Annotated in this window: 19 protein-coding genes and 3 tRNA genes; 8 read left to right on the top strand and 14 right to left on the bottom strand. The window is 40.3% G+C overall.

Annotation, left to right across the window (positions count from 1 at the left end):
- Positions 1 to 71: 71 nt before the first annotated feature.
- Positions 72 to 335, bottom strand: coding sequence for a 30S ribosomal protein S20 (locus FAI41_09215; GenBank protein ID QCE33733.1), 264 nt, complete (start codon positions 333 to 335; stop codon positions 72 to 74).
- 273 nt (positions 336 to 608) lie between these two features.
- Here FAI41_09215 and ubiE point away from each other — a divergent pair, with 273 nt between their 5' ends.
- Positions 609 to 1,346 (top strand): bifunctional demethylmenaquinone methyltransferase/2-methoxy-6-polyprenyl-1,4-benzoquinol methylase UbiE, encoded by a 738-nt coding sequence (gene ubiE / locus FAI41_09210; protein QCE33732.1) that lies wholly within the window; start codon positions 609 to 611, stop codon positions 1,344 to 1,346.
- 27 nt (positions 1,347 to 1,373) lie between these two features.
- On the top strand, positions 1,374 to 2,588 hold the full coding sequence (gene coaBC, locus FAI41_09205) for a bifunctional phosphopantothenoylcysteine decarboxylase/phosphopantothenate--cysteine ligase CoaBC (protein QCE33731.1): 1,215 nt from the start codon (positions 1,374 to 1,376) through the stop codon (positions 2,586 to 2,588).
- A gap of 113 nt (positions 2,589 to 2,701) precedes the next feature.
- Here coaBC and fusA read toward each other — a convergent pair whose 3' ends face one another.
- Positions 2,702 to 4,807 carry an elongation factor G gene (fusA, locus tag FAI41_09200; GenBank protein QCE33730.1) on the bottom strand — a complete coding sequence of 702 codons (2,106 nt, stop codon included), beginning with the start codon at positions 4,805 to 4,807 and terminating at the stop codon, positions 2,702 to 2,704.
- Positions 4,808 to 4,931: 124 nt separating this feature from the next.
- Positions 4,932 to 5,234, bottom strand: a complete 303-nt coding sequence (locus tag FAI41_09195) for a 50S ribosomal protein L28 (GenBank protein QCE33729.1) — start codon at positions 5,232 to 5,234, stop codon at positions 4,932 to 4,934.
- A gap of 87 nt (positions 5,235 to 5,321) precedes the next feature.
- On the opposite strand from FAI41_09195, the gene FAI41_09190 reads away from it, so the two are divergent.
- Positions 5,322 to 6,548: an AI-2E family transporter gene (locus FAI41_09190; GenBank protein QCE33728.1), complete on the top strand. Its 1,227-nt coding sequence runs from the start codon at positions 5,322 to 5,324 to the stop codon at positions 6,546 to 6,548.
- Positions 6,549 to 6,594: 46 nt separating this feature from the next.
- Here FAI41_09190 and FAI41_09185 read toward each other — a convergent pair.
- The 6 genes from FAI41_09185 to FAI41_09160 all read right to left on the bottom strand — a co-directional run bounded on the left by FAI41_09185 (position 6,595) and on the right by FAI41_09160 (position 10,352).
- Positions 6,595 to 6,671, bottom strand: a tRNA-Pro gene (locus FAI41_09185).
- A gap of 21 nt (positions 6,672 to 6,692) precedes the next feature.
- Positions 6,693 to 7,166, bottom strand: coding sequence for a MerR family transcriptional regulator (locus tag FAI41_09180; GenBank protein QCE33727.1), 474 nt, complete (start codon positions 7,164 to 7,166; stop codon positions 6,693 to 6,695).
- 44 nt (positions 7,167 to 7,210) lie between these two features.
- Positions 7,211 to 8,185: a ketoacyl-ACP synthase III gene (locus FAI41_09175; protein ID QCE33726.1), complete on the bottom strand. Its 975-nt coding sequence runs from the start codon at positions 8,183 to 8,185 to the stop codon at positions 7,211 to 7,213.
- A 29-nt stretch (positions 8,186 to 8,214) separates the two neighbouring features.
- A complete protein-coding gene (gene plsX, locus FAI41_09170; GenBank protein QCE33725.1) occupies positions 8,215 to 9,309 on the bottom strand; it encodes a phosphate acyltransferase PlsX in 1,095 nt (364 codons plus the stop codon).
- Positions 9,310 to 9,369: 60 nt separating this feature from the next.
- Positions 9,370 to 9,576: a 50S ribosomal protein L32 gene (locus FAI41_09165; protein QCE33724.1), complete on the bottom strand. Its 207-nt coding sequence runs from the start codon at positions 9,574 to 9,576 to the stop codon at positions 9,370 to 9,372.
- A gap of 212 nt (positions 9,577 to 9,788) precedes the next feature.
- Complete coding sequence (locus FAI41_09160) at positions 9,789 to 10,352, bottom strand: DUF177 domain-containing protein (protein ID QCE33723.1); 564 nt, start codon at positions 10,350 to 10,352, stop codon at positions 9,789 to 9,791.
- Positions 10,353 to 10,480: 128 nt separating this feature from the next.
- On the opposite strand from FAI41_09160, the gene FAI41_09155 reads away from it, so the two are divergent.
- Together FAI41_09155 and rpsU are read left to right on the top strand one after the other, a co-directional pair.
- Complete coding sequence (locus tag FAI41_09155) at positions 10,481 to 11,044, top strand: outer membrane protein assembly factor BamE (GenBank protein ID QCE33722.1); 564 nt, start codon at positions 10,481 to 10,483, stop codon at positions 11,042 to 11,044.
- 209 nt (positions 11,045 to 11,253) lie between these two features.
- Positions 11,254 to 11,457, top strand: coding sequence for a 30S ribosomal protein S21 (gene rpsU / locus FAI41_09150; protein QCE33721.1), 204 nt, complete (start codon positions 11,254 to 11,256; stop codon positions 11,455 to 11,457).
- 61 nt (positions 11,458 to 11,518) lie between these two features.
- Here the strand turns inward: rpsU and FAI41_09145 are convergent, their stop codons facing one another.
- Complete coding sequence (locus FAI41_09145; protein ID QCE33720.1) at positions 11,519 to 12,952, bottom strand: glycosyltransferase family 39 protein; 1,434 nt, start codon at positions 12,950 to 12,952, stop codon at positions 11,519 to 11,521.
- A gap of 155 nt (positions 12,953 to 13,107) precedes the next feature.
- Here FAI41_09145 and trxB point away from each other — a divergent pair, with 155 nt between their 5' ends.
- Positions 13,108 to 14,067: a thioredoxin-disulfide reductase gene (gene trxB, locus FAI41_09140; protein QCE33719.1), complete on the top strand. Its 960-nt coding sequence runs from the start codon at positions 13,108 to 13,110 to the stop codon at positions 14,065 to 14,067.
- Between the two features lie 49 nt (positions 14,068 to 14,116).
- Here trxB and FAI41_09135 read toward each other — a convergent pair whose 3' ends face one another.
- Both FAI41_09135 and FAI41_09130 read right to left on the bottom strand, forming a co-directional pair.
- Positions 14,117 to 16,828 (bottom strand): valine--tRNA ligase, encoded by a 2,712-nt coding sequence (locus tag FAI41_09135; GenBank protein ID QCE33851.1) that lies wholly within the window; start codon positions 16,826 to 16,828, stop codon positions 14,117 to 14,119.
- Between the two features lie 115 nt (positions 16,829 to 16,943).
- Positions 16,944 to 18,641 carry a secretion protein gene (locus tag FAI41_09130; GenBank protein QCE33718.1) on the bottom strand — a complete coding sequence of 566 codons (1,698 nt, stop codon included), beginning with the start codon at positions 18,639 to 18,641 and terminating at the stop codon, positions 16,944 to 16,946.
- A 179-nt stretch (positions 18,642 to 18,820) separates the two neighbouring features.
- Between FAI41_09130 and FAI41_09125 the strand changes: the two genes are divergently transcribed.
- A tRNA-Cys gene (locus tag FAI41_09125) sits at positions 18,821 to 18,894 on the top strand.
- Between the two features lie 145 nt (positions 18,895 to 19,039).
- Here the strand turns inward: FAI41_09125 and FAI41_09120 are convergent.
- Positions 19,040 to 19,113, bottom strand: a tRNA-Gln gene (locus tag FAI41_09120).
- Positions 19,114 to 19,252: 139 nt separating this feature from the next.
- Here FAI41_09120 and FAI41_09115 point away from each other — a divergent pair.
- Positions 19,253 to 19,927, top strand: coding sequence for an RlmE family RNA methyltransferase (locus FAI41_09115; GenBank protein QCE33717.1), 675 nt, complete (start codon positions 19,253 to 19,255; stop codon positions 19,925 to 19,927).
- A gap of 11 nt (positions 19,928 to 19,938) precedes the next feature.
- Here the strand turns inward: FAI41_09115 and mfd are convergent, their stop codons facing one another.
- Positions 19,939 to 23,433: a transcription-repair coupling factor gene (mfd, locus tag FAI41_09110; protein QCE33850.1), complete on the bottom strand. Its 3,495-nt coding sequence runs from the start codon at positions 23,431 to 23,433 to the stop codon at positions 19,939 to 19,941.
- Positions 23,434 to 23,501 lie beyond the last annotated feature (68 nt).

Below are 23,501 nucleotides of genomic sequence, written 5' to 3'. Positions count from 1 at the left end.
AAAATTTCGAAGAACGAAAAACGCGCTTTAAAAAAGCGCGCAAAACCCCCACCCCATTCAACTTCCGGAAATCAGCCTAATGCTTTAATGCGTGCTGAAAGACGGGATAGCTTGCGGTTAATTGTGCCGTGAGGAATAATTCCTTTTGTCGCAGCTCTTTGCATTTCAGGCTGAGCCAAACGGAAGGCAGCTGTTGCTTGCTCTTTTTCACCTTCAGAAATCGCAGACTCGACTTTTTTAATAAAAGTTCTTGTGCGAGAAAGGCGAGAAGCATTTCTTAGGCGTCTTCTGTCGTTCTGCCTGATACGCTTTAAAGCTGAAGGATTATTTGCCATGCGGTACTCCAAAATAAGAAAAATATCTTGTCATCAAGGTAGTTTATATAAAAATTCTTCAGAAGGAGTACCAGTTACTTCCAGTATCGTCAAGCAACTATCCTTCTTTTAAAAGTAGGAAATACAGACTTTTTATGTATATCACACATCCGCCTTCAAAATAATCAGAATAAGAAAATTGCAAGAAAGATAAAAATAGGCCATTACAGTAGGTATATAATCCGCCTATTAAATCGGCTTTTTTAACCTTTTAAACATGAGATTTTATCTTCCATGGACATGACAGATTTTGGTTACCAGCAGGTCCCCTCAGAACAAAAACAGAAGCTTGTAAAGCATGTTTTTGAGAGTGTCGCTAAAAATTACGACATTATGAATGATGTCATGTCCCTAGGAATTCACCGCTTATGGAAACAGATTTTTGTCAATGAGCTTTATCCTCGCCCACAAGCAAAACTGTTAGATTTAGCAGGCGGTACAGGCGATATTAGCTTCCATTGGCTTAAACGGAATGGCGGCCCTGTTCTCCTTACGGATATCAACAACGCAATGCTTTCTGTCGGAAGAGACCGTGCCATCAATAAAGGGTATTTTGGGGAGAAAATAGATTTTTGTTGCGTAGATGCAGAAAAAATTCCCCTAAAAGATCAATCCGTTGATCGTGTTTCCATTGCCTTTGGCCTTAGGAATTGCACCAATAAAGAAAAAGTTCTCCAAGAAGCATACCGTGTGCTTCGTCCTGGCGGACGCTTTTGTTGTCTAGAGTTTTCTAAAGTAACCATTCCTGTTTTTTCCAAAATCTACGATGAATGGTCATTTAAGATTCTCCCTCAAATGGGAAAGATTATTGCCAAAGATGCTGATAGCTATCGCTATTTGGCTGAAAGCATTCGTATGTTCCCCGATCAAGAAACATTAGCGCAAATGATGCGCAATGCAGGCATGCAAAATGTTAAATACAAAAATTTATCTGGTGGAATTGCCGCAATCCACTCTGGATGGCGTTTTTGATCTAAGAGAAGACAAAAGGGTATTTATATGTCTGCTGTTCAGAACTTAAATGCAAAAAAAAATATCCTCCTTATTATAAGCGGCAGTATCGCCGCTTATCGCTCTCTTGAACTCATACGAAATCTCAAAAAAAAAGCGGATGTTTCAATTTTCCCGGTTTTAACAAAGGGTGGAGAAGATTTCATCACGCCTTTATCCCTACACGCTCTATCTGGAAATATTTGCCTAAAGGATGGAGATTGGAAAGAAAAAGGGATGGCGCATATTGAGCTTTCTCGGAATGCCGATCTTATTCTTGTCTGCCCTGCTTCCGCTAATTTTATAGCGCGCCTTGCGGCAGGAATGGCCGATGAACTTGCAACGTCTTTAATTCTATCGACCAAAACACCTCTTTTAATTGCACCAGCGATGAATCCCGAAATGTGGCAAAATCCAGCAACGCAAGACAATATAAAATGTCTCATTAAAAGAGGTATGAAAATAATCCCGCCTAATAAGGGTAATGTTGCATGTGGAGAATATGGTGTTGGACGATTGGCAGAACTTCCCCTTATTGAAAGCAAAACACTTCAAATCTTAGGATTTAAATCAAATCAAATACTTTCTGAGAAAAAGATCATTGTCACGGCTGGACCGACACAAGAAGCACTTGACCCTATTCGTTTCATTACAAACCATGCCTCTGGAAAACAAGGATATGCTATTGCAGAAGTTCTAGCGCATGCAGGGGCTAACGTGACCCTTGTCACAGGCCCAAGCCCCTTAATGTGCCCAGAAAATGTTTCTGTTCGGCGAATTAAAACAGCCTGTGAAATGCAAAAAGCGGTACAGGAACTTCTTCCTGCAGATATTTTTATCGGTACAGCAGCTGTTGCTGATTGGCGGCCTGATTTTCAATCTGAAAAAATAAAAAAAACAGCTGAAAACGGCTTTGAAAATATTAAATGGCATCCAAATCCAGATATTTTAAAAAATTTAGGCCACTCAATGGAACGACCAACACTTCTGATCGGTTTTGCAGCTGAAACGCAATTTCTAAAAGAGAATGCCCATAAAAAACGTTTAGATAAAAACTGCGATTGGATCATTGCCAACAATGTCAAAGAAGGAGTTTTTAACAGCGAATTTAATACAATTAGCTTTATTTCATCAGAGGGATCTGAAGACTGGCCAAAAATGTCAAAAAAAGAAGTCGCTGAAAAGCTTCTTCAAAAAATTATCAAATTTTTCTCTAAAAAATAATTATCTACCCAAAATTCTCTTCTCAATAGAAGGTGAATATTCATGGTAACAAAAAAGGAAGCTCAATGAGCTTCCTTTTCTATCATTCCCTATTTTTAAAATAAGAAATTTAATTAGCGACGTTCTGCCATAATTTCATCGGCAACATTCTTTGGAACCGCTGAATAATGATGGAACTGCATTGTAAAGGATGCACGGCCCTTTGTTGCTGAGCGCAAGTGAGAAATGTAACCAAACATTTCTTTCAAAGGAACCTGAGATCTAACCAAAACAGTAGAGCCCATTGTTTCCTGATTTTGGATAATACCACGACGACGATTTAAGTCACCGACCACATCCCCAACATGCTCATTAGGTGTTGTAATTTCAACATCCATAATTGGCTCAAGAATGACAGGTCCTGCCTTTTTCATTCCCTCACGGAAACATGCTTTAGCTGCAATTTCAAAGGCCAATGCTGAGGAGTCAACATCATGATACTTACCGTCAAGCAAGGTAAAGGAGAAATCAACCGTCTGGAACCCTGCGAGAACACCCGTAGATGCCTGCATTCGAATCCCTTTATCAACTGCTGGAATATATTCCTTAGGAACAGAACCACCGACAATTTTATTTTCAAAAATAATTGTGTCTGGCTCTTCAGAAGGTGAAAATTCAATTTTAACTTCAGCAAACTGACCAGAACCACCAGATTGTTTCTTATGTGTATAAGTTTCAATATGTGATTTTGTAATTGTTTCACGATATGCAACCTGAGGCGCACCAATATTGGCTTCAACACCATATTCACGCTGCAAACGATCGACAATAATATCAAGATGTAACTCACCCATACCCGAAAGAATGGTCTGACCTGTTTCTTGATCTGTCTTCAGTTGCAAAGAAGGATCCTCAGCTGTCAACTTTTGAAGCGCAAGGGTCATTTTTTCAACGGCATCTTTTGTTTTTGGCTCAACAGAAATATCAATCACAGGAACCGGGAACTGCATACGCTCAAGAACGACAGGATCTGCCGGATCTGCAAGTGTATCTCCTGTAACAGTATCTTTTAGCCCCAAGAATGCTGCAATATCTCCAGCACCGACAGATTTCACTTCTTGACGTTTATCTGCATGCATCTGGAAGATACGACCAACGCGTTCTTTTGTCCCTTTGGTTGTGTTTAAAATTGTATCACCTGAATTTAAAACACCACGGTAGACACGAACAAAAGTCAATGTTCCGTATTTGTCTGAAATAATTTTAAAGGCAAGGCCTGCAAATTTACCTTCAGGATCAACAGGAACGATTGGAAGGAAGTCTTCATCAATGTCTTTGTCATCTTCTGGTGGCGCAATACGAATACCTTCAACTTCATCTGGAGCTGGAAGATAATCAATAATACCATCCAAAAGTGGCTGAACACCTTTGTTTTTAAATGCCGTACCGCAAAGAACTGGTCTAAATTCACCAGAAACGGCACCTTTTTTGATGCAACGTTTAAGTGTTTCGATAGAGACCTCACCCTTTTCGAAATACTCTTCCATTGCAGACTCTTCCATACCAAGAGCCGTATCAAGAAGATTTTGGCGAGCTTCTTCTGCTTCTTCTTTTAACTCTTCCGGAATCTCTTCGTAGTGATATTTCGCACCAAGATCACCACCTTCCCAGATGATGGCTCTCATCTCGACAAGATCAACAACGCCGACAAAGTTTTCTTCTGCACCAATTGGCAACTGAAGCGGAATTGCGACGATATCAAGCTTTTCTTTTAAAGTGCTGAAAGCATAATGAAAGTCAGCGCCTGTTCTATCTAGCTTATTGATAAAAATAATACGTGGAACGTTATAACGATCAGCTAGACGCCAGTTTGTTTCTGACTGAGGTTGCACACCGGCAACACCTTCAATAACAAAAACGGCACCATCGAGAACACGTAGGGAGCGATTGACCTCAATATTAAAGTCAATATGGCCTGGCGTATCAATAATATTAATACGATGGTCTTTCCACTCACAGGTCACAGCGGCTGAAGTAATTGTAATACCACGCTCACGCTCCTGAGCCATATAATCTGTCGTGGTATTACCTTCATGCACTTCACCAATTTTATGGGAAACGCCTGTATAGTGAAGAATTCGTTCTGTTGTCGTTGTTTTACCCGCATCAATATGGGCTGTAATCCCGATATTGCGAATACGTGAAAGAGCTGATTTCGCTCCTTGGATGCTGTCAGACACCAAATGCCTCCATAACTCCTGTTTAAGCAGGGATAACTCTATTAATTAACAATACAATAGGTGCCAGCGAGCCTAACCAGAAGAAGGAGTACTCCCCAGACACTTTTTCTATAAAACTTAAAACCTAAGCAACAGCAACGTCCGAACGGTCGCGGGCACGCTGAATGCGACGTTTTAAACGCAAAGCTTCCGGAGAAAGCTTTCTATTTGGTGTATTTAATAGAAAAGCATCCAAACCACCATTATGTTCAATGGTGCGCAGACCACGTGTTGTTAGGCGCATTTTGACGGATGTGCCAAGGATCTCGGAGAGAAGGCTGGCATCTTGTAGATTAGGTAAAAAACGGCGGCGGCTTTTGTTATTAGCATGACTGACATTATTTCCAGTCAAGACACCTTTGCCCGTAATCTCGCAACGGCGGGACATACTATATTATCCTTAAAAAAATGAATGATGATTAAATCAAAAATATCTCTCTATTATAAGAGAATTTGAAGATTCAGAACACCCCAAATGAGAAAATTCTCTAAAATAGAATGGCGACTTTATATAAGTAACTGTATGATAACGTCAAGAAAACTTGCGATCAGAAAATCCATCCAAAGAGACAAAACATTTAAAATGCCCGTATTTTCCAAAGATATTCCGCGCCTGCGGAGAAATCAACTTCATTTTTATGCCAGAGTTCTTTTAGCTGTTCTAATTATCGGATTTACCCTTTATATGCTAAGAGATTTCCTTTCGGCTATTGTTTGGGGTGGTATTTTAGCCATTGCTTTCTGGCCCCCCTATCAGTGGGCACGTGAAAAGCTCACTAAGAAAAAATCATCGTGGCTGGCAGCACTTTTCACGTCTCTTTTGTTTTTGGCTATATTAGGTCCTCTTATTTGGTTGCTTATGCAAATTGCTGATGAGTTAAGTGATGTCACCAAATGGTTGGAATACGTCCAAAAATCAGGCATAAGCCCTCCGGGATGGCTTTATGCTATCCCCATAGATAATAGTCGAATAATCACGTGGTGGAACACAAATCTTGGGCAACCCGGATCACTTTCCGAGATGTTTCGTTCTGTTAATTTCACCCATAGTGTAAAGATCACGCGTCAAGTTGGCATATTTGCGATACATAGCGCACTACTCTTTGGTTTTACCTTTTTAATTTTCTTCTTTTTTTTAAGAGACGGACGAGCAATTACTCAAAAGACCCTTATTGCCTCAAGACGTCTTTTTGGACGTCATGGCGAAACGATTGGGCGGCAAATTATTGATTCCATTCACGGAACTGTTGCTGGCCTCGTTATGGTTGCGCTAGGAGAAGGTGTAGCCATTGGCATTATCTACATTTCAGCACATGCCCCCCAGCCTATTCTTTTTGGATTTTTAACCGCTTTTGCAGCGATGATTCCAATGCTAGGTGGTATTTTTGTTGCTATTGTTTCTTGTATTTTATTAGCGCAAGGACATATGGTTGCTGCAATTATTACCTTTTTTGCAGGAATTATTGTCCTTTTTATTGCGGATCACTTTATTCGCCCTGCACTTATTGGCGGCAGCACAAAACTGCCATTTTTATGGGTGCTTTTAGGAATTTTAGGCGGTGCAGAAACATGGGGACTTTTAGGATTATTTGCAGGACCCGCAATCATGTCTGCCTTACATCTTTTATGGACAATCTGGACAACAGATCCACGCAATAAAAAGCGCACTTTTACAAAGCCAAAAGATCTTATTTTTAAATAGTAAAGAAGGCAAAAAAAAACCACTTAAAAGAAAATTTTCTTTTAAGTGGTCGGGCAGGCGGGATTCGAACCCACGACCCCCAGTCCCCCAGACTGATGCGCTACCAGACTGCGCTACTGCCCGACTAAACCGTGTGTAGAAATATCAAACTTTTTCTTGAGAAACAATAGTTTCCCCTAGTTTCTTTAAGGAATTTAGAAGATTATTTAAACCCTCTTTTAAAGCCTTATTTTCTTCTGAAAAATTTGCCTCTCTTTCCTTTAATGAATTTGCTGTTTTTTCTAAGTTTAGAAGAGGAGATGATTCTATGTCTTCTTGCTTAAGAGAGACCGTCTCAGAATCTTGCGCTTTTAAAGCTAAATCGCTAGAGAAACGATGTGAAATAATGGTGAAAATTTCTGTATTTTTACGCCCTTCCTGATAAAGAAGACGGGAAATCTCTCTAAAAATTTCCACTGTTTTTTTATCATAAAAGCGTCGTCCGGTAGAATCTCTAAAAGACTTAATGAAAGGATATAAAACCTCCCAACTTCTCAAGCGATAGGCAGGGATTTTCAGCTCATTAGCTAAGTCTGACAACAGAACATATGATTGATTGGACGACAATTCTTGTTGCATACCCTTATGCTCCCTAAGACTATAAATTTCTTAAACTGTTAAGATTATATCCTTAACAGAACAGCTCCCCAAGTAAGACCTCCCCCTAGAGCCTCCATAAGAACGAGATCACCTTTTTTAATTCTACCATCTGAAATTCCTTGCGCTAAAGCCAATGGAATAGAAGCCGCCGATGTATTCGCATGATCGGCAATTGTAGAAATGACCTTTTCTAAAGGGAAATCTAGATTTCTTGCTAAAGCCTCAATGATTCTTTGATTAGCCTGATGCGGAACAAGCCAATCAATATCCGTCATTGCAACATTATTTAAAGCTAAGGTTTCACGAACAGAGGAAGAAAGAAGTCCAACAGCTCTGCGAAAAACTTCTCTTCCCTGCATCTTTAATTTTCCGGTAGTGCCTGAAACCCCAAGAGCACCATCAATAAATAAAATATCTGAAAGCGTTCCATCTGAATGGATTTTGGTCGAAAGAATTCCCTCCTCGTTGGAAGAAGAGACGCTTTCCAAAACAACAGCACCGGCACCATCACCAAAAAGAACGCATGTTGTCCGATCATTCCAATCTAAAAGACGAGAAAATACTTCAACACCCAGAACAAGAAAACGCTCTCCAGGACGCTGCTTTAGCATCGCCTCAGCAACAGAAAGGGCGTAAATAAATCCGGAACATGCAGCGCTGAGATCAAAACCAAAAGCAGATTTTATGCCAAGCTCTGCCTGAATTTTTACTGCCAAAGATGGGAAGACCTGATCCGGAGTCGAGGTTGCAACAATAATCCCAGTAATATCTTGGGGCGACAATCCAGCTTTCTCAAGAGCCTCTCTTGCAGCCTTCGCCCCCATGAATGTTGCTGTTTCATCCGTCTCAGCTAAAGAGCGTTTTAAAATCCCCGTTCGACCACGTATCCAATCGTCTGAGGTATCAATTTTCTGGGCTAGCTGTTGATTCGTAACTTTATTACGGGGCAAATAAGTACCAATTGACTTAAAAACAACTCTAGGAATAGTAGGCTTCATAGACTCTTCAGTTTTAGAAAAATTCATGCTCAGGATTTAGCAGAAAAAGCTTCTTGAGATTCTGCTAGGCGTTTTTTAATGTGATCGTTCATATCAAAGGCAACAGCATCGACAGCGACATCAACGGCCGCAGCAAAACTTTCAACATCTGCTCCGCCATGTGACTTCACAACAATCCCATTCAAACCAATCAAAAGAGCCCCATTATAACGACGAGGATCAATCCAATCCTTCATGCGATCAAGACCACGACGTGCAAGAAGATAGCCTAACTTTGTAAAAACAGAGCTTGAGAAAACGGCACGTAAAAGACCATAAGCAAGCTTTAAAGCGCCTTCTCCCATCTTCAAAGCAATATTACCTGTAAAACCGTCTGTTACAATCACATCCGTATGTCCGGCTGTAATATCATGTCCTTCAACGAATCCGACAAAACGCGAGGCTAAAGGACCGTTACGAAGCGCAGCAGCCGCTTCATGCAGACGTTCATCTCCTTTAACATCCTCAGAACCCACATTCAAAAGACCGATTGTGGGTTCTCGAATATCTAGCATTGCACGAGAAAAAGCCTCTCCCATAATTGCAAATTCCACGAGATTACGGGCATCACAAGCAAGATTAGCACCCAAATCGAGCATCACAACATCCCCTCTTGCAGAGGGCTGAACAGCAACAAGAGCAGGACGGGAAATTCCAGGAAGAACTTTAATAATGATTTTAGCCAGCGCCAGCATTGCACCACTGTTTCCGGCAGAAACGACCCCAGCAGCTTCTCCTTGAGCAACGGCCTTCATCGCAATTTGCATTGAACTTCCCTGAACTCTCAAAGCCTTTGTTGGCTTCATGTCCATAGGAATTACCATCGGTGCGTGACGGATATCACAAATTTTAGCTGCCTTAGAATGGCGTAATAGCCCTCGCTGAAGTGAAGGACCATCTCCAACAAGGAGAATTTTTACCCAAGGATGACGGTCTGCTGTCTTATCAAGAGCAGCAAAAACAATATCAGCGCCGCGATCGCCCCCCATAGCGTCGACCGCAAGGGTATAAGGTGGACTTTTGGGACTTTCTACGACCGACGAAAGATCACCCTGTTTCTGAAACTCACCCTCTGAATCTTTCATATTCTCGTGCATCCTACCGTCAACTTACCCTACACCCAACAAGTCAAGAAACTATAAGGATTAAACCCGAACAGCACCTTTTAAAGCATTCCCTTCTGCGGAAACAATTTCACGGCTTTTGTATGAACCACAATGGCTGCAAACATGGTGAGGACGTTTGCGTTCACCGCAAGAAGCGCACTCTGTGCTTGCAGAAGCTGAAATCGCATGATGACTACGTCTCATGCCTTGACGGGATGGGGTTGTTTTTCTTTTTGGAACAGCCATAAATAAATACCTAAAAATAAAAAAATGAGAGAACCAATAGCAATATTTTCTATTAATATCTACAAAAATAGCCAGCTAAATAGCGCTGGAATATTCCCATTTTTGGAAATCCCGAAACAAAATATACTTGCATCTAGCAGAGAAATAGATGTTTTTGCAAGAAACTCCGCTGAATAAATACAGTCTTTTAGCTTAAAATACTATACAAAAATTCACTTGGATTTGAAGGAAATTTTTTTCAAAACGTCAAAAGGACTAACCTTTTTCTCCTCTGATGCCGACATATCTTTATAGCCTGAGATCAAATCCTCATAATTTTCCGCACGAGGGTACGGCGGTATTTCTAGCGCAAATTGCTCTAGGGCAACTTCACCCAATGGTAAAATTTCCTCCTCATAATAAAAAATATCTTTTTCCTCACAATCCTCTTCACTCATTGAGAAATTTTCCTTAGAGGCGAATTCTTTCGGCTCAAAAATAATCTCAAAATCATTTTCAAGAACCTGATTAATCAAAACACCGCTTGAAACACAATTTTGTGGGAAATGTGCCGTAAGCTTTCCTGTCGCGATGATTTTCCCCCGCTTAAAAGCCTTAAACTCAAAGGAACATTTAAAAAAATCAACACGCTCTAAAGAAAAATCTTTTGCGATCTGCTCTAATTGTTCTTTTGTTGCTATAAATTCTTTTTGGTAACCGGGGAACAATTTAGGAACGAGAACAGACGGCATTTTAGAATTATCAAAGCTCTTTTTTTGTTCTGTATTCATATTCATAAATTTCTAAAAACTCCTCACTCAAATTTTAAGAAAATTTTTATCTACAGCAACTATACCATATATAATAAAGCACTTTATATTCAGATAAAATTTCTCCTTGGTAAAATGCAGCAATAGTTGAAACGATGAAAAGAAAAAAATTACTTCCCCTTCCTTTTATTGTTGCTCTATCCTGCCTTCCTTTGGTCTCCGGCTGTTCTTACCTCATACCCAACCCTTTAGAGCAGGGAGCTATTTTAGATCCTAAAGACTATGAAAAGCTCACGCCGGGAAAAACAACCAAAGATGAAGCCATTGCGTTTATCGGCTCTCCGACAACGCATGCTACCTTTGATGACAATACTTGGATCTACATTACCATGACGACAGGCCTTATTCCTGCGAGCTATCCTGGCATTAAATCTCAGCGTGTCGTGATTCTTAATTTTGATAATGGTGGCATTCTACAAGATATCAAAGTCCTCCATAAAGGGGATGCTAAGCCTGTTTCCATGGTTTCCAGAGTAACCCCTACCCCTGGAACAAAAATTTCCGTTATGCAGGAACTCTTAGGTTCTGTTGGGCGTTACAATCCTCTTGGTGGAATGGGTGGTGCTTTCGGTGGACTTGGCGGTATGGGGCGTGGCGGTATGGGGTCAGGCATGATGGGCGGCGGCGCTGGTGGCGGCGGAACTGGAAATACCCTATAAAATTACAAGAAATATTTTTATTTCTTTATTTGTTTTTTTGAGTTATGGTAGGCTGAATAAAATTTTTAGATACCAATCTTCTCAGCTTCCTTTTAAGAGGCTGGACTTTTCCTCTGTTGGAGGTTTTTCCTACCGAATATACTTTGTATATGAGCGGACACCTCTAATGTATTAGTATAACAATGTGTATTTTTGGAGAAAATAAATACGTGCAAGTTACAGTTCGCGATAATAACATCGAGCAGGCTTTAAAAGCTCTTAAAAAGAAACTCCAGCGGGAAGGAGTGTTTCGCGAAATGAAGCTCCGTCGTCATTTTGAAAAACCTTCAGAAAAACGTGCCCGCGAATCAGCAGAAGCCGTTCGTCGTGCTCGTAAGATGGAGCGTAAACGCGTCGAGCGCGAAGGTTTCTAATCTACAGAAATTAAGAATCTCCTTCTTTTTCTTTTGGCAATGTCTATCTATTGATCTTGTCTTAAAAAAAGAGGGAGATTTTTTTTGTCCTCTCTTCCTCTAAACTATAACATCTAACCTTACTTCGAGACTTTGTTACGTATTGATATCGACAAAGAGTGTCTTCGCTTCCAACTCGGAAATTATTGCGAATTTCTCTAATAGACCTAACATTTTTAGTCGTAATTTCCCCTGCTCTCAAAAATTGAATTTTTTTATCTGTTGATCCAACGCTAATGTTCGAATCCTTTAGATGATATGCAAGTATTGCCCCCAGAGCGTAATCTTCCGCTTCTAATATCTCGCCAGAAGGTATTTTTTTTTCCAAATCTCTTGCCATATTTTTCCAACCTGCTGATTGGCGTAAGATAGGATCGTAATGGGCATCTAAAGGAAAGAGATGGAAAATAGCCTGTACATAAACAACAGAAACGCACGTAATCCCAACGATACATCCAACGACTTTCCAAGATCTTGTCGCAAATGTTCCTATAAGAAGACATGTTGGCCAGGTGATAAAAGGCCAGTTGGCCTGAACACGTGCATGAAGCGGATATAAAAGAAAAAAAAGAATACTTGGCAGTAAAGCATAAATTAAAAACACTTTTTCCTTTTTTCTTTCTACTTTCTGTAAAAAGGCCACGAAAACAAGTAAAAAAATTACAGGCGTTATAAGCCCAACCTGTCCACCGATAAGTTCCAAATAATGTGCGCCAATCCTTCCCTCACTGACACATAACCGATGTCCTTGCTTTTCAAAAGTTGAACCATGATTTTGGAAATTCCAAAAAATATTTGGAGAAATTGTTAGAAAAAAAGTTAGACAAGAGAAATAAATTTCTTTTTTAAAAAAAAGGCTGGGCGTTGTAAAAACAAAAGAAAAATATATCCCTACAATAACCAAAATAGCGGTATATTTTGAGAGAAAGCTAAGACCCAAAAAAAAGCCTAAAAGAAGAAATAACAAAAAATACTTTATTTCCTTCTGCTCTTGGTTTTTGAGAAGATATGAAGTTATCCACAAACCTGTGGATAAAAAGAAAATAGCCGGGGTATCTGGGGTTATTATCAAAGAGATAACATTTGAAAAAAGCGTGCAGGTAAATAAATAGACAATCCATTTCCCTTCACTTTCTCCAAAAAAATTTGAAGCAGCTTTCCATAAAAAAAATGTTGTGAGAGTGACAGAGCACACTGCAAAAAAACGGATTCCAAAAGCCGTTTCTCCAAACAGGGCTGAGCCTGCCTTAATCCAATACGCAACCATTGGCGGGTGATCGGGATAACCTAATTGTAAAGAGTGAGACCATAACCAATAATAAGCCTCATCTGGCGTTAGCGGAAAATTGGCTGAAATATATAAATGAATAAGAAAAAAAATCAGAATAAAAACAAAACAAAAATATTTTTTAAAAATATCCTCTATATCCTTCATTTTATTTTTTTTCTGGATCATAGGGGTATTTTATCCATTTATTGTGCAATACAAGTATGATGATATGACAATGCTTGGCAAAATAAAAATCCTACATTTTTAAAAAATTAGTGGAATAATATTTCTTCCAAGAATCATAATTTTGTTTTTTCTATCTGGTGACTGTTTGATTTTATATGTCTACGACTGACTCTCTCAACGTAAAAGTACTTATTATTGGATCCGGCCCTGCTGGTTACACCGCTGCCATTTATGCAGCACGTGCAGGACTTTCTCCCCTTCTTATTTCAGGCCCTCAGCCAGGCGGGCAACTCACAATAACCTCTGATATTGAGAATTACCCTGGATTTGCCACCCCTATCAGTGGCCCCGAATTAATGGAAAATATGAAACAGCAAGCACTGGCTGTTGGTGCTGAAATTAAAGAGGATATTATTATCACCTCCTCTTTGGATAAAGAGGCAAATGATGGAAAGCATTTTGTTTTGACAGGATCTTCTGGGAAGACATACAAAACAGAATCTCTCATCATTGCGACAGGTGCGCAAGCTAAATGGCTTGGATTAGAAGACGAAAAAAAATACCAAGGAAAAGGTGTTTCTGCCTGCGCCACTTGTGATGGCTTTTTTTACCGCAAGCAAAATGTCGCTGTCGTTGGTGGTGGAGATACCGCTGCTGAAGAAGCTTTATTTCTATCTAAAATTGCCTCTAAAGTTTATATGGTTTTTCGCCGCTCACATCTAACAGCGCAAAAAATTATGCGTGACCGCATCGAAGCTTCAGAAAATATTATCCTTGTACCTGAATATAATGTTTCTGCGATCAAAGGTGGTGGTGAGCATGATCTCGTTGAAGAGCTTATTCTTACCCATGCCGATAATGTACAAAAGAAACATTTACAAGTGACAGGTATTTTTGTCGCTATCGGGCATGTACCGAATACGGGCCCCTTTAAATCACAGTTAAAATGCAATGATTCTGGATATATTTTAACGAAACCAGACTCAACCAGCACCTCTATTCCGGGTGTTTTTGCCGCTGGTGATGTACAAGACAGTATTTTCCGCCAAGCCATCACAGCTGCTGGCAGTGGCTGTATGGCAGCAATGGAAGCCGAACGTTATCTTGAAGAATAACACGACTTCCTTAGCAAAAACTTCCTAAACTTCTTAAAACTCATTGCCATCAGGCAATGAGTTTTTTGACTCTTTCCAATGCTAATGAAAGACGTTCTTTTTCCTCTTTAAAATTTGCCAGACGCATTTTATTCTCCGCAACAACCTCTTGCGGTGCACGTTCTACAAATTTTTTATTACCGAGCTTTGATTCTGTTTTTTTCAACTCTTTTTCGACAGATGTATATTCTTTTAATAAGCGCTCATATTCCTTGTCGAAATCAATCAATCCTTTTAACGGCAAATAAAAAGTTTCTTCCTCTATCTTAAACTCTGCGGCCGTCTCTAATGAATCAGAATAAGAAGGAATCATTTCAAACTCTGAGATACGCCCCATACGATCAAGAGCCTCCTGCCAACGCCCTAGTTTTTCTTTAATCTCTTTTTTCTTTGCCTCCTGTGTCAGCGCCAACAGAGCGCCTTTGTTAGAAGGTGCGATATTCATTTCAGAACGAATTGTTCTAATTTTACCAATCACTTCAATCAGCCAATTAATTTCAGCTACCGAAGCGTCAATATTTAAAGCGATCTCTGACCTTGAAGCTTTTTCTGTATGAAGAGAAAGCTTATCGATGAGCGTTGCTGTTACAAAAGGAATAACAGGTTCAAGCAATTCTAAAATTTCTCTAAATAAATTACTGGAAAAAATTCTAAAAAAATTGGAAAGCGAATCATCTCTATTCAAAATAGGTTTTGCGAGTTCAACGAACCAATCACAAAAAACATCTCGTACAAAATGCATACAAATTTGCGCATAATCTGCAAAACGGTAATTTTCTAAAGAAGTTCTCGCTTTTTCTTGAGCTAAACGAAATTCTCCTTGAATCCATCCCATTAAAGTTTGGATCTGATGGAGGTAAGCGGAATCTGAAGATTGATTCTCTTCTGAAACTTCACTTAAATTATCAGAGAACACGTTATTCATCTCTAGGAAGCGTGCAACATTCCAAAGCTTCGTAATAAAATTACGGTGATCCTCAACAATTTTATTACTAATACGAATATCTCTTCCGAGCGTCACGCCAGCACAGAGTGCCAAACGCAATGCGTCTGCGCCATATTCATCAATAATTTCCAAAGGATCAATACCATTTCCCTTGGATTTCGACATTTTTTGACCATTTTCATCTCGAACGAGACCATGAATAACAATCTTTTTAAAAGGCGGTTTTTTTGTAAAATACAGCCCCATCATCATCATTCTGGAAACCCAGAAGAAAATAATATCAAATCCTGTTACGAGCGTACTTGTGGGATAATAAAAGTCTAATTCTGGTGTTTCTTCCGGCCAGCCCAAGGTCGCAAATGGCCACAAAGCAGAGCTAAACCATGTATCAAGAACATCAGGATCGCGTGTCAGTACGACATTCTTTCCTGCTTCTTTTTGTGCTTCCTCCTCTGTTTCAGCAACATATTCATTGCCATTTTCATCGTACCAAGCCGGGATTTGATGCCCCCACCAAAGTTGGCGACTAATGCACCAAGGCTGTAATTCTTTCATCCATGCGAAATACGTGTTCTCCCACTGTTTCGGCTCAAAACACATTTCACCGGCCTCAACGGAATGAACTGCAGCTTTGGCCATTTCAGGCGCATCGCAATACCATTGCATTGTTAAACGAGGCTCAATCACCGTACCCGTACGATCCGAATGCGGCACTGCATGGGAGTGTTCTTCTATTTTTTCAAGAAGACCAGCCTCCTCCAATGCTTGAACCGTTTTTTTACGTAATTCCTTACTGGAAATTCCCTGAGATTCACGAACCCAGTCATCAACTGCCTCTTGGCGGTTATCAAGATCAGACAGCGTAAAGTTCCCTGCTGTATCCAAGATAATTGGCATTTCCAAATTGTGACGCTTACCAACTTCAAAATCATTAAAATCATGTGCGGGTGTTATTTTAACAACACCAGTTCCTTTTTCCGGATCTGAATGTAGATCTGCAACAATTTTAATCAAACGATTTACAAAAGGAACCTTAGCAAATTTACCAATATATTTCTGGAATCTCTCATCTTCTGGATGAACTGCTAGGGCCATGTCCCCAAATAATGTTTCTGGACGTGTTGTTGCAATATTTAAAAAGCCACCTCCTTTCAAAGGATATCGAATATGATACAGCTTCCCTTGAAGGTCTTTACTTTCCACCTCAATATCTGAAACAGCAGATTGCAAAGAGGAATCCCAGTTTACCAAACGATAATCTCTGCGAATAAGACCGTCTTTATACAAACGCACAAAAGCCGTTCTCACGGCTTTTGATAAGCCCTCATCCATTGTGAAGCGTTCACGATCCCAATCTGCAGAAGCACCAAGACGTTTAAGCTGGTCAATAATGATTCCGCCAGATTCTTCTTTCCATTCCCAAACCCTGTCAAAAAATTTTTCTCTGCCAAGATCCTCTTTACGTTTATTTTCTTTTTCAAGCTGTTTTTCGATGAGTACCTGCGTCGCAATCCCTGCATGATCTGTTCCTGCTTGCCATAGAACATTTTTTCCAGCGGCACGCTGAGAACGAATAAGAATATCCTGAAGTGTAAAGGTCAAAGCGTGACCAATATGAAGCTTGCCTGTCACATTTGGCGGCGGGAACATAATTGCATATGCCTCCCCCCCATTTTCTGGAGAGGATTTATGCACTTTCTGTTCTAACCATTCTTTTGTTAAGGCTTTTTCATAAACAGTCGGTGTGAATGTTTTCCCTAAAGCTTCTTTGGCCATATCTATATCTGTTTCATTTTTAGGAAAATTATTTGACATACATTCTCTCTTATCTAATTTCTATCTTTTAACTTCTGAAAAGAAGTTCATTATTTAAAATAAAATTTTCTAAAACCTAGCGTCCCGGCTGGTTTTTTGAAAAATCACTCACACCAAAAGGAAGCCATTTAACTTTTTTGTAATAATCTGTCTCATCATATAATGGAACCGCAAGCTTTAAATCTTTTGCCGTTAAACGACCAATGGCAGTCGCCACAGCATAGGAATTTGTAACAGCACTAGCTAAAGAGCGAATTAAAGTCTGCTGGGCAGAGAATAGCATTTGCTGCTGCTGCAACATACTCAAGGTAGAGGCCGACCCCAGCAAAGCTTGCCGCTCCACACCAGCAAGAGCGACAACATAGGATGCAACGGCAGTCCGGTTGCTTGAAATGCTATCCTGCGCTGCCTGATATTGATCCCAGCTAGATGCGGCTAGTTGCAAAGCAGTACGGCGCTGGACATTAATTTCATGAAAGGCACCTTGCGCAACCTGTTTTGCACGTCTTACAGCAGAATATTCTTGGCCGCCTTGGTAAATTGGAAACTGAAATCCAAGGGTTGCATATTCATTTTCGCTAGTACTTCCACCATATCCTTGGTTCACACTATCACTATAACCAACATTTGCACTTACTTTTGGCAAAATCGTAGCCCATTGCACGGAAATATTATTTTTTTGTTCCGCTTCTGTGAATTGCGCTTGAATAACATTTGGATTGTTCTTAATGGCAAGCGTAACAGCCTCCTGCCTTGTTTTAACAGGCAAAACAAGTGGTTGAGGTGCCTCTAGGTCAAATGTTGGGGAAATCCCAATAACTTGCCGATAAGTTGCGCGTGCCGCCTCTAGATTTCCCCAGGCCTGCTGCCTTGCCGATGTCGCTGTCGCTAAATAACCCTGTGACTGCGCAACATCTGTTCTTGAAAGCCCCCCCAAACGAAAACGTGTATACACAGATTTTGTTTGCTCTCGTAAAACTTTTTCATTGGTTAATGCGACATTGTATAATTGCTGGTCTGAGACAACAGCAACATAAGCGCTCGCAGCCTGCATTAAAACCTGCTGTTCCGTTGAAATAAGATGGGCTCTCTCAGCACGAATCTGATTCTCCGCCATTTTAATACTGTTAACCGTTTTTCCTCCCTGAAATAACGGTTCAGAAATAACAACGCCTGCATTATAACCCGGAGTTGCATAATTATGATTTGTTTGAACAGTTCCGGTACCGGTTATACCATCCACTGTGCCACTTTGGCTAAATTTATAGCCACTACTCCCCTGATAATACGTTAAATTAATAGGGGCGGAAATTGTTGGATGCCAACCTGACATTGCTGTTGGCATCGCTTCATCTACGGCTCTTAACTGGGCTCTGGCTTCACGTAATTGAGGGTTTGTAAGATATGCCGTTTCCATTGCTTGTTGAATATTATGCGGCACAAAATCTGGATCATCGGCCCTTAAATTGGCTGGTGTGATTTTATGACTCTCAATCAGCGTTGTTTTTTCAACTTGTGAAATTTCCTCTTCGACTGTCTGCGCTGCCCTTGCGGAAGTCTTATGAATTTTTGCAACCTTGCTTGCTTTAGGCGGCGGTGCATTCTGCGCCAACTGCGCAACATTTCGTAGGCCAGAAATTTTTTGGTTATCTAAAGGTGCTGCAAAAAGAGAAGAGCCGAGAAAAAGAGAACCACCTAAAAAAGATATACTCAAAGATAACGTGAAACGCCGACTCTTACCGTATATTTCGCGATAATATCCTAATTTTTTCATGGGTCTCTCTGCATAAGAATGCTTTTAATGTCAGTAATCTCTTTTATCTCTTCTGCAAAAAAAGGACAAATTTATCCTTCATATTCAATATTTTTTATAAATTTCTAAAATTCATTTGACTTCCTCTGTAAAAATTTATAATTAGAACCTACCTCTTGTGATTTTGAAAAGATAGATCAGGTTCGGTGGCAGAGTGGCTATGTAGCGGACTGCAAATCCGTGTAGATGGGTTCGATTCCCGTCCGAACCTCCACATTTGGCTTTTAAAAGAAAACATTCAAAACCCCACTACTTCAATAAAGTAGAATGGGGTTTTCTTTTTTTGAAGCAAAAACTTATATAAAAAATTTCTGTCAAAAAATATATTTTTAGGGGGATTAAAAATCTTTTTCAAAAATTGGCTGGGAGACCTGGATTCGAACCAGGGCTGTCCGGGTCAGAGCCGGAAGTTCTACCGCTAAACTATCTCCCAACAGGCAAAACGATTTGATGGAGACCTAGATAGCTCTCTCGCCTCTTTATGGCAAGAGGAAATCTCTTATTTTTCTTTTAAAATAAACACAAAAGACATTTTTTCCTTTATAAAGTTCCAATGACTAAAAAATTTTTACATCATTTTATGGAGTTTCCCTGTGGTTCGCGCCCCTACTGTTAAATTAAAAAAGGCCCGTGGGCGTACAAACTCTCAACAGAGATGGCTTAATCGGCAACTTAATGATCCGTATGTCAGTGCAGCCCACGAAGAAGGATGGCGTTCACGCGCAGCTTTTAAACTCATTGAAATGAATAAAAAAAACCGAATCATTCCTGTTGGTGGCAATGTTGTTGATCTTGGCGCTGCTCCGGGAGGATGGTCTCAGGTTGCGCTTAAAGAAAAAGCTGGAAAAGTTATTGGCGTTGATCTTCTTCCTGTTGATAAAATTCCCGGAGCAGAAATCATTCAGGGAGATTTTACGGATCCCGACATGCCAGACAAATTACGTACACTTTTAAATGGTGGCGCCGATGCTGTCATTTCGGATATGGCGCCAAATACGACAGGACACGCAAAAACGGACCATATTCGAATCATGGCTCTTGCTGAACTAGCCCTCTTTTTTGCTGAAGAAATTCTAAATCCGGGCGGTAACTTTGTTGCAAAAGTTCTGCAAGGCGGTTCTGAAAGTGAACTTTTAAATAAATTAAAAAAGAATTTCAAAACGGTAAAACATGTAAAGCCACCAGCCTCCCGAAAAGATTCAAGAGAAATGTACGTTGTTGCACTCGGATATCGTCGTCAAGAGTAAGGCTTTAAGCCTTACTCTTTTACTGAAAGCTTTTGTAAAATTTCTAAAATTTTTCTTGAACGAGGAATCCGCTTAACATTCGTTAATTCGCCAACAAGCGCAAGCTTATGATCGGGACGAATACGAACCCCTGCTTTTTCTTTACGCTGCACCCACGCTAACAATTTTTCCGGATTAGAAAAACGGTTTTGAAAAAACTGTAAGACAAGTCCTTTAGGCCCTGCTTCAAGACGCTCTACCCCAGCCTGACGGCACATTCTTTTTAGCGAGACAACTTCTAATAGATTTTCTGCCTCTGGCGGTAATGGACCAAAACGATCCCCCAATTCTATCCGCATGGCTTCTGCTTCTTCTTCATTTGCAAGAGCGGCAATGCGGCGATAAAGACTCAAACGAGAAGATAAATCAGGCACGTAGGTTTCTGGCAATAAAACGGGCAGTCCAAGCATAATTTGAGGTGTCCATTTTTCATCGACATCTTCTTTTTCTCGATTTCTTTGCCGTAAATCTGTCACTGCCTCGGCAAGCATCTGCTGATATAACTCGATGCCAACCTCTCGAATATGCCCTGATTGCTCTTCCCCTAAAAGATTTCCTGCACCTCGCATGTCAAGATCGTGAGAGGCCAACGTAAATCCAGCACCAAGAGAATCTAATGTTTCCATAATTTCTAAACGACGGATAGAAGATTTAGAAAGATTTTGTTCCTGTGGCCATGTCAGATAAGCATATCCTCGATTCTTACCGCGGCCAACTCTGCCTCTTAATTGATAAAGTTGTCCCAAGCCAAAACGATCCGCATGATGAATAATAATTGTATTGACGCTTGGCATATCTAAACCACTTTCAACAATATTCGTTGAAAGTAAAATATCATATTCGCCATCAGAGAATGCCTGCATAATTTCTTCAAGTTCTTTTGGCAAAAGCTGGCCATGTGCCCTTGCAATACGTGTTTCCGGCACCGCAGCCTTTAATCTTTCCTCCATCTTTTCCATATCTCTCAAACGAGGCACAACACAAAAAACCTGACCGCCTCTCATACGTTCCCGTTGAAGAGCTTCTCTAATCATTAGCCTATCGTACGGAGAAATAAATGTTCTAACGGCTAGCCGATCAATAGGCGGCGTCGCAATCAAACTCATTTCCCTGGCACCAGAGAGAGAAAGTTGTAAGGTTCGTGGTAAAGGTGTCGCTGAAAGCGTCAGGACATGCACATTGCTGGAAATAGCTTTTAGCTTTTCCTTGTGCCCCACACCGAAATGCTGTTCTTCGTCAATAATAACTAAGCCTAATCGGTTGAAAGACAAGCTATTTGCAAGCAAAGCATGTGTGCCGATAACAATGTCAACGGTTCCTTCACTTAGCCCTTTTTTAATTTCACGTGCCTCTTTGGCCGGCGTCAGACGAGAAAGCTGTCCAATACGAACAGGAAGCCCCTCAAAACGGTCTAAAAATCCTTTATAATGCTGACGTGACAGCAATGTTGTCGGCACAATCACAGCAACTTGATAACCAGATAAAGCCACAATAAAAGCAGCTCTTAAAGCGACTTCTGTTTTACCAAAACCAACATCACCACAGATGAGACGATCCATTGGCGTCCCTCTTGCGAGATCTTGCAAAACATCCAAAACAGCTCGAGACTGATCTTCTGTTTCAACAAATGGAAAACGCCCACAAAACTCATCCCAAAGCGCCTCTGCCGGTTCTAAAACAGGCGCTGATTTCATCGAACGTTCGGCAGCCGTTTTGATAAGTTCACCTGCCATTTCACGCAAGCGGTTTTTCATTTTGGCCTTTCTTGCCTGCCAAGAAACACCCCCTAAACGATCCAAAGCGACATTACCAGGATCGGCTCCAAAACGGCTTAATAGATCTATATTTTCAACAGGTAATAAAAGACGCTGATCGCCTTCATAACTTATCGTCAAATAATCATGAATCAAACGCTCTTCTTTTACCGTTTCCAGACCAACATAACGCCCAACACCATATTCCTCATGGACGACAAGATCTCCTTCCTCAATTTCGCCAATTTGTGTAATGAAAGAGGCATCTTTTCTTTTTTTTCGAGGTGCTCTGGTTAATTTCTCACCAAATAAATCTTCTTCGGTAAGAAAAACCTCCCCATCACTTTGGAAACCATTAGGAATTTCTAAAGAAATTAAGGAAAGAATATTTGAATCATTCTTTTCCCTCTCTGACCATTTTTCAAGCTGCACAACAGGAATAGAAATTTCCGAGAACAGCTTGCTTAAACGCTCCCTTACCCCACGGCTAGAAGCAATCATATAAACTTTTTTTTGCTTTTGTGACCATTCAAGAAAAAACTGCTTAAAAAGTTGAAATATCTGCTCTCTACCCTCTTTTTCTTTTTTGAAAAAAGGCGACATTGCCCGATATCCAGCGTCTATTTGTTGACCATTTACCGGGGCAAAAGGTGTAAAAATAACGGTATTTTCTTTACTTAGAAGTGCCGCCAGCGCCTCTTTTCCGAGATAAAGCCGGTATGGCGGCAAGGCCCTGTAAATTGAGCTCTCGTCCTCTCCCGATGAAAGACGCTCTTTAAAATGATCTGCTATCATTTCCAAACGTGACGAAAAACTACCTTCTGCATCTCGATCAAAACTAATGAAAGGATGAGAAAAATAGTCTAATAAGCTCTCCATGTGATTGGTATGGTCATCAAAAAAAAGTGGAAGATAATGTTCAATACCGGCAAAAATTCTTTTTTCCATGACATTTTGGAAAAGGGAATCTTCCATCGCATTTGAGCCAAACTGATCAACCCACCCCGTACGAAAACGATTTAAAGAATCTTTATCTAGAAATAATTCTGACGCAGCACCGAAAATTAAGGAATCTGACGCACCGAGAGAACGTTGTGTAATAGGATCAAAAAAACGAATTTCTTCTACTTTATTGTCAAAAAAATCAATCCGTTGTGGCTCTTCTGTATCTGCACTAAAAAGATCTAAAATACCTCCTCTAACAGCGTATTCTCCTTGTTCTCTCACTGTATCAACACGGTGATATCCAGACTGTTCAAGCTTTAGGATAAGTGTTTGAGGATCAAGTGTATCTCCAACCGTAATGCTACCAGACATTTCACTTAAAAATTTTCGAGACGGTACACGCTGCAAAAAGGCTGGAACACTTGTTAAAACAATTCGACTCTTTTCAGAAGGCGGTGCCAAAAGTTTTAAAAGAGTTGAGGCTCGTTGTGCCAAAACTTCTGAAGAAGGCGAAACCCGATCATAAGGCAAACAGTCCCAAGCCGGAAAAAGGAAAATTTCCGCATCAGGTACAACCCAACTTAATACCTCTTTTAAAAAATAAATATTCTCTTCTCGTGACGAAACGTGAAGTAACGTCTTATTTTTCCCAATTTCCTCTAAACGCTTTGCCAACAAAAATGGCAGTGCCCCATCTGGTGCCCCCGCAATAATTTTTGAAGCAAAAAAATTATCTTTAAAAAGAGAAATGTTGGTATTTTGATTCATAGCATTTAGACTTGTAGAGAAGATATTCATAGGATGTTAGGTGCTGTTATTGTGGCTTATTTTCAAAA

The organism is Acetobacteraceae bacterium, assembly GCA_004843165.1.
GTDB lineage: Bacteria > Pseudomonadota > Alphaproteobacteria > Acetobacterales > Acetobacteraceae.
This window is presented reverse-complemented; position numbering and strand designations above follow the sequence as displayed.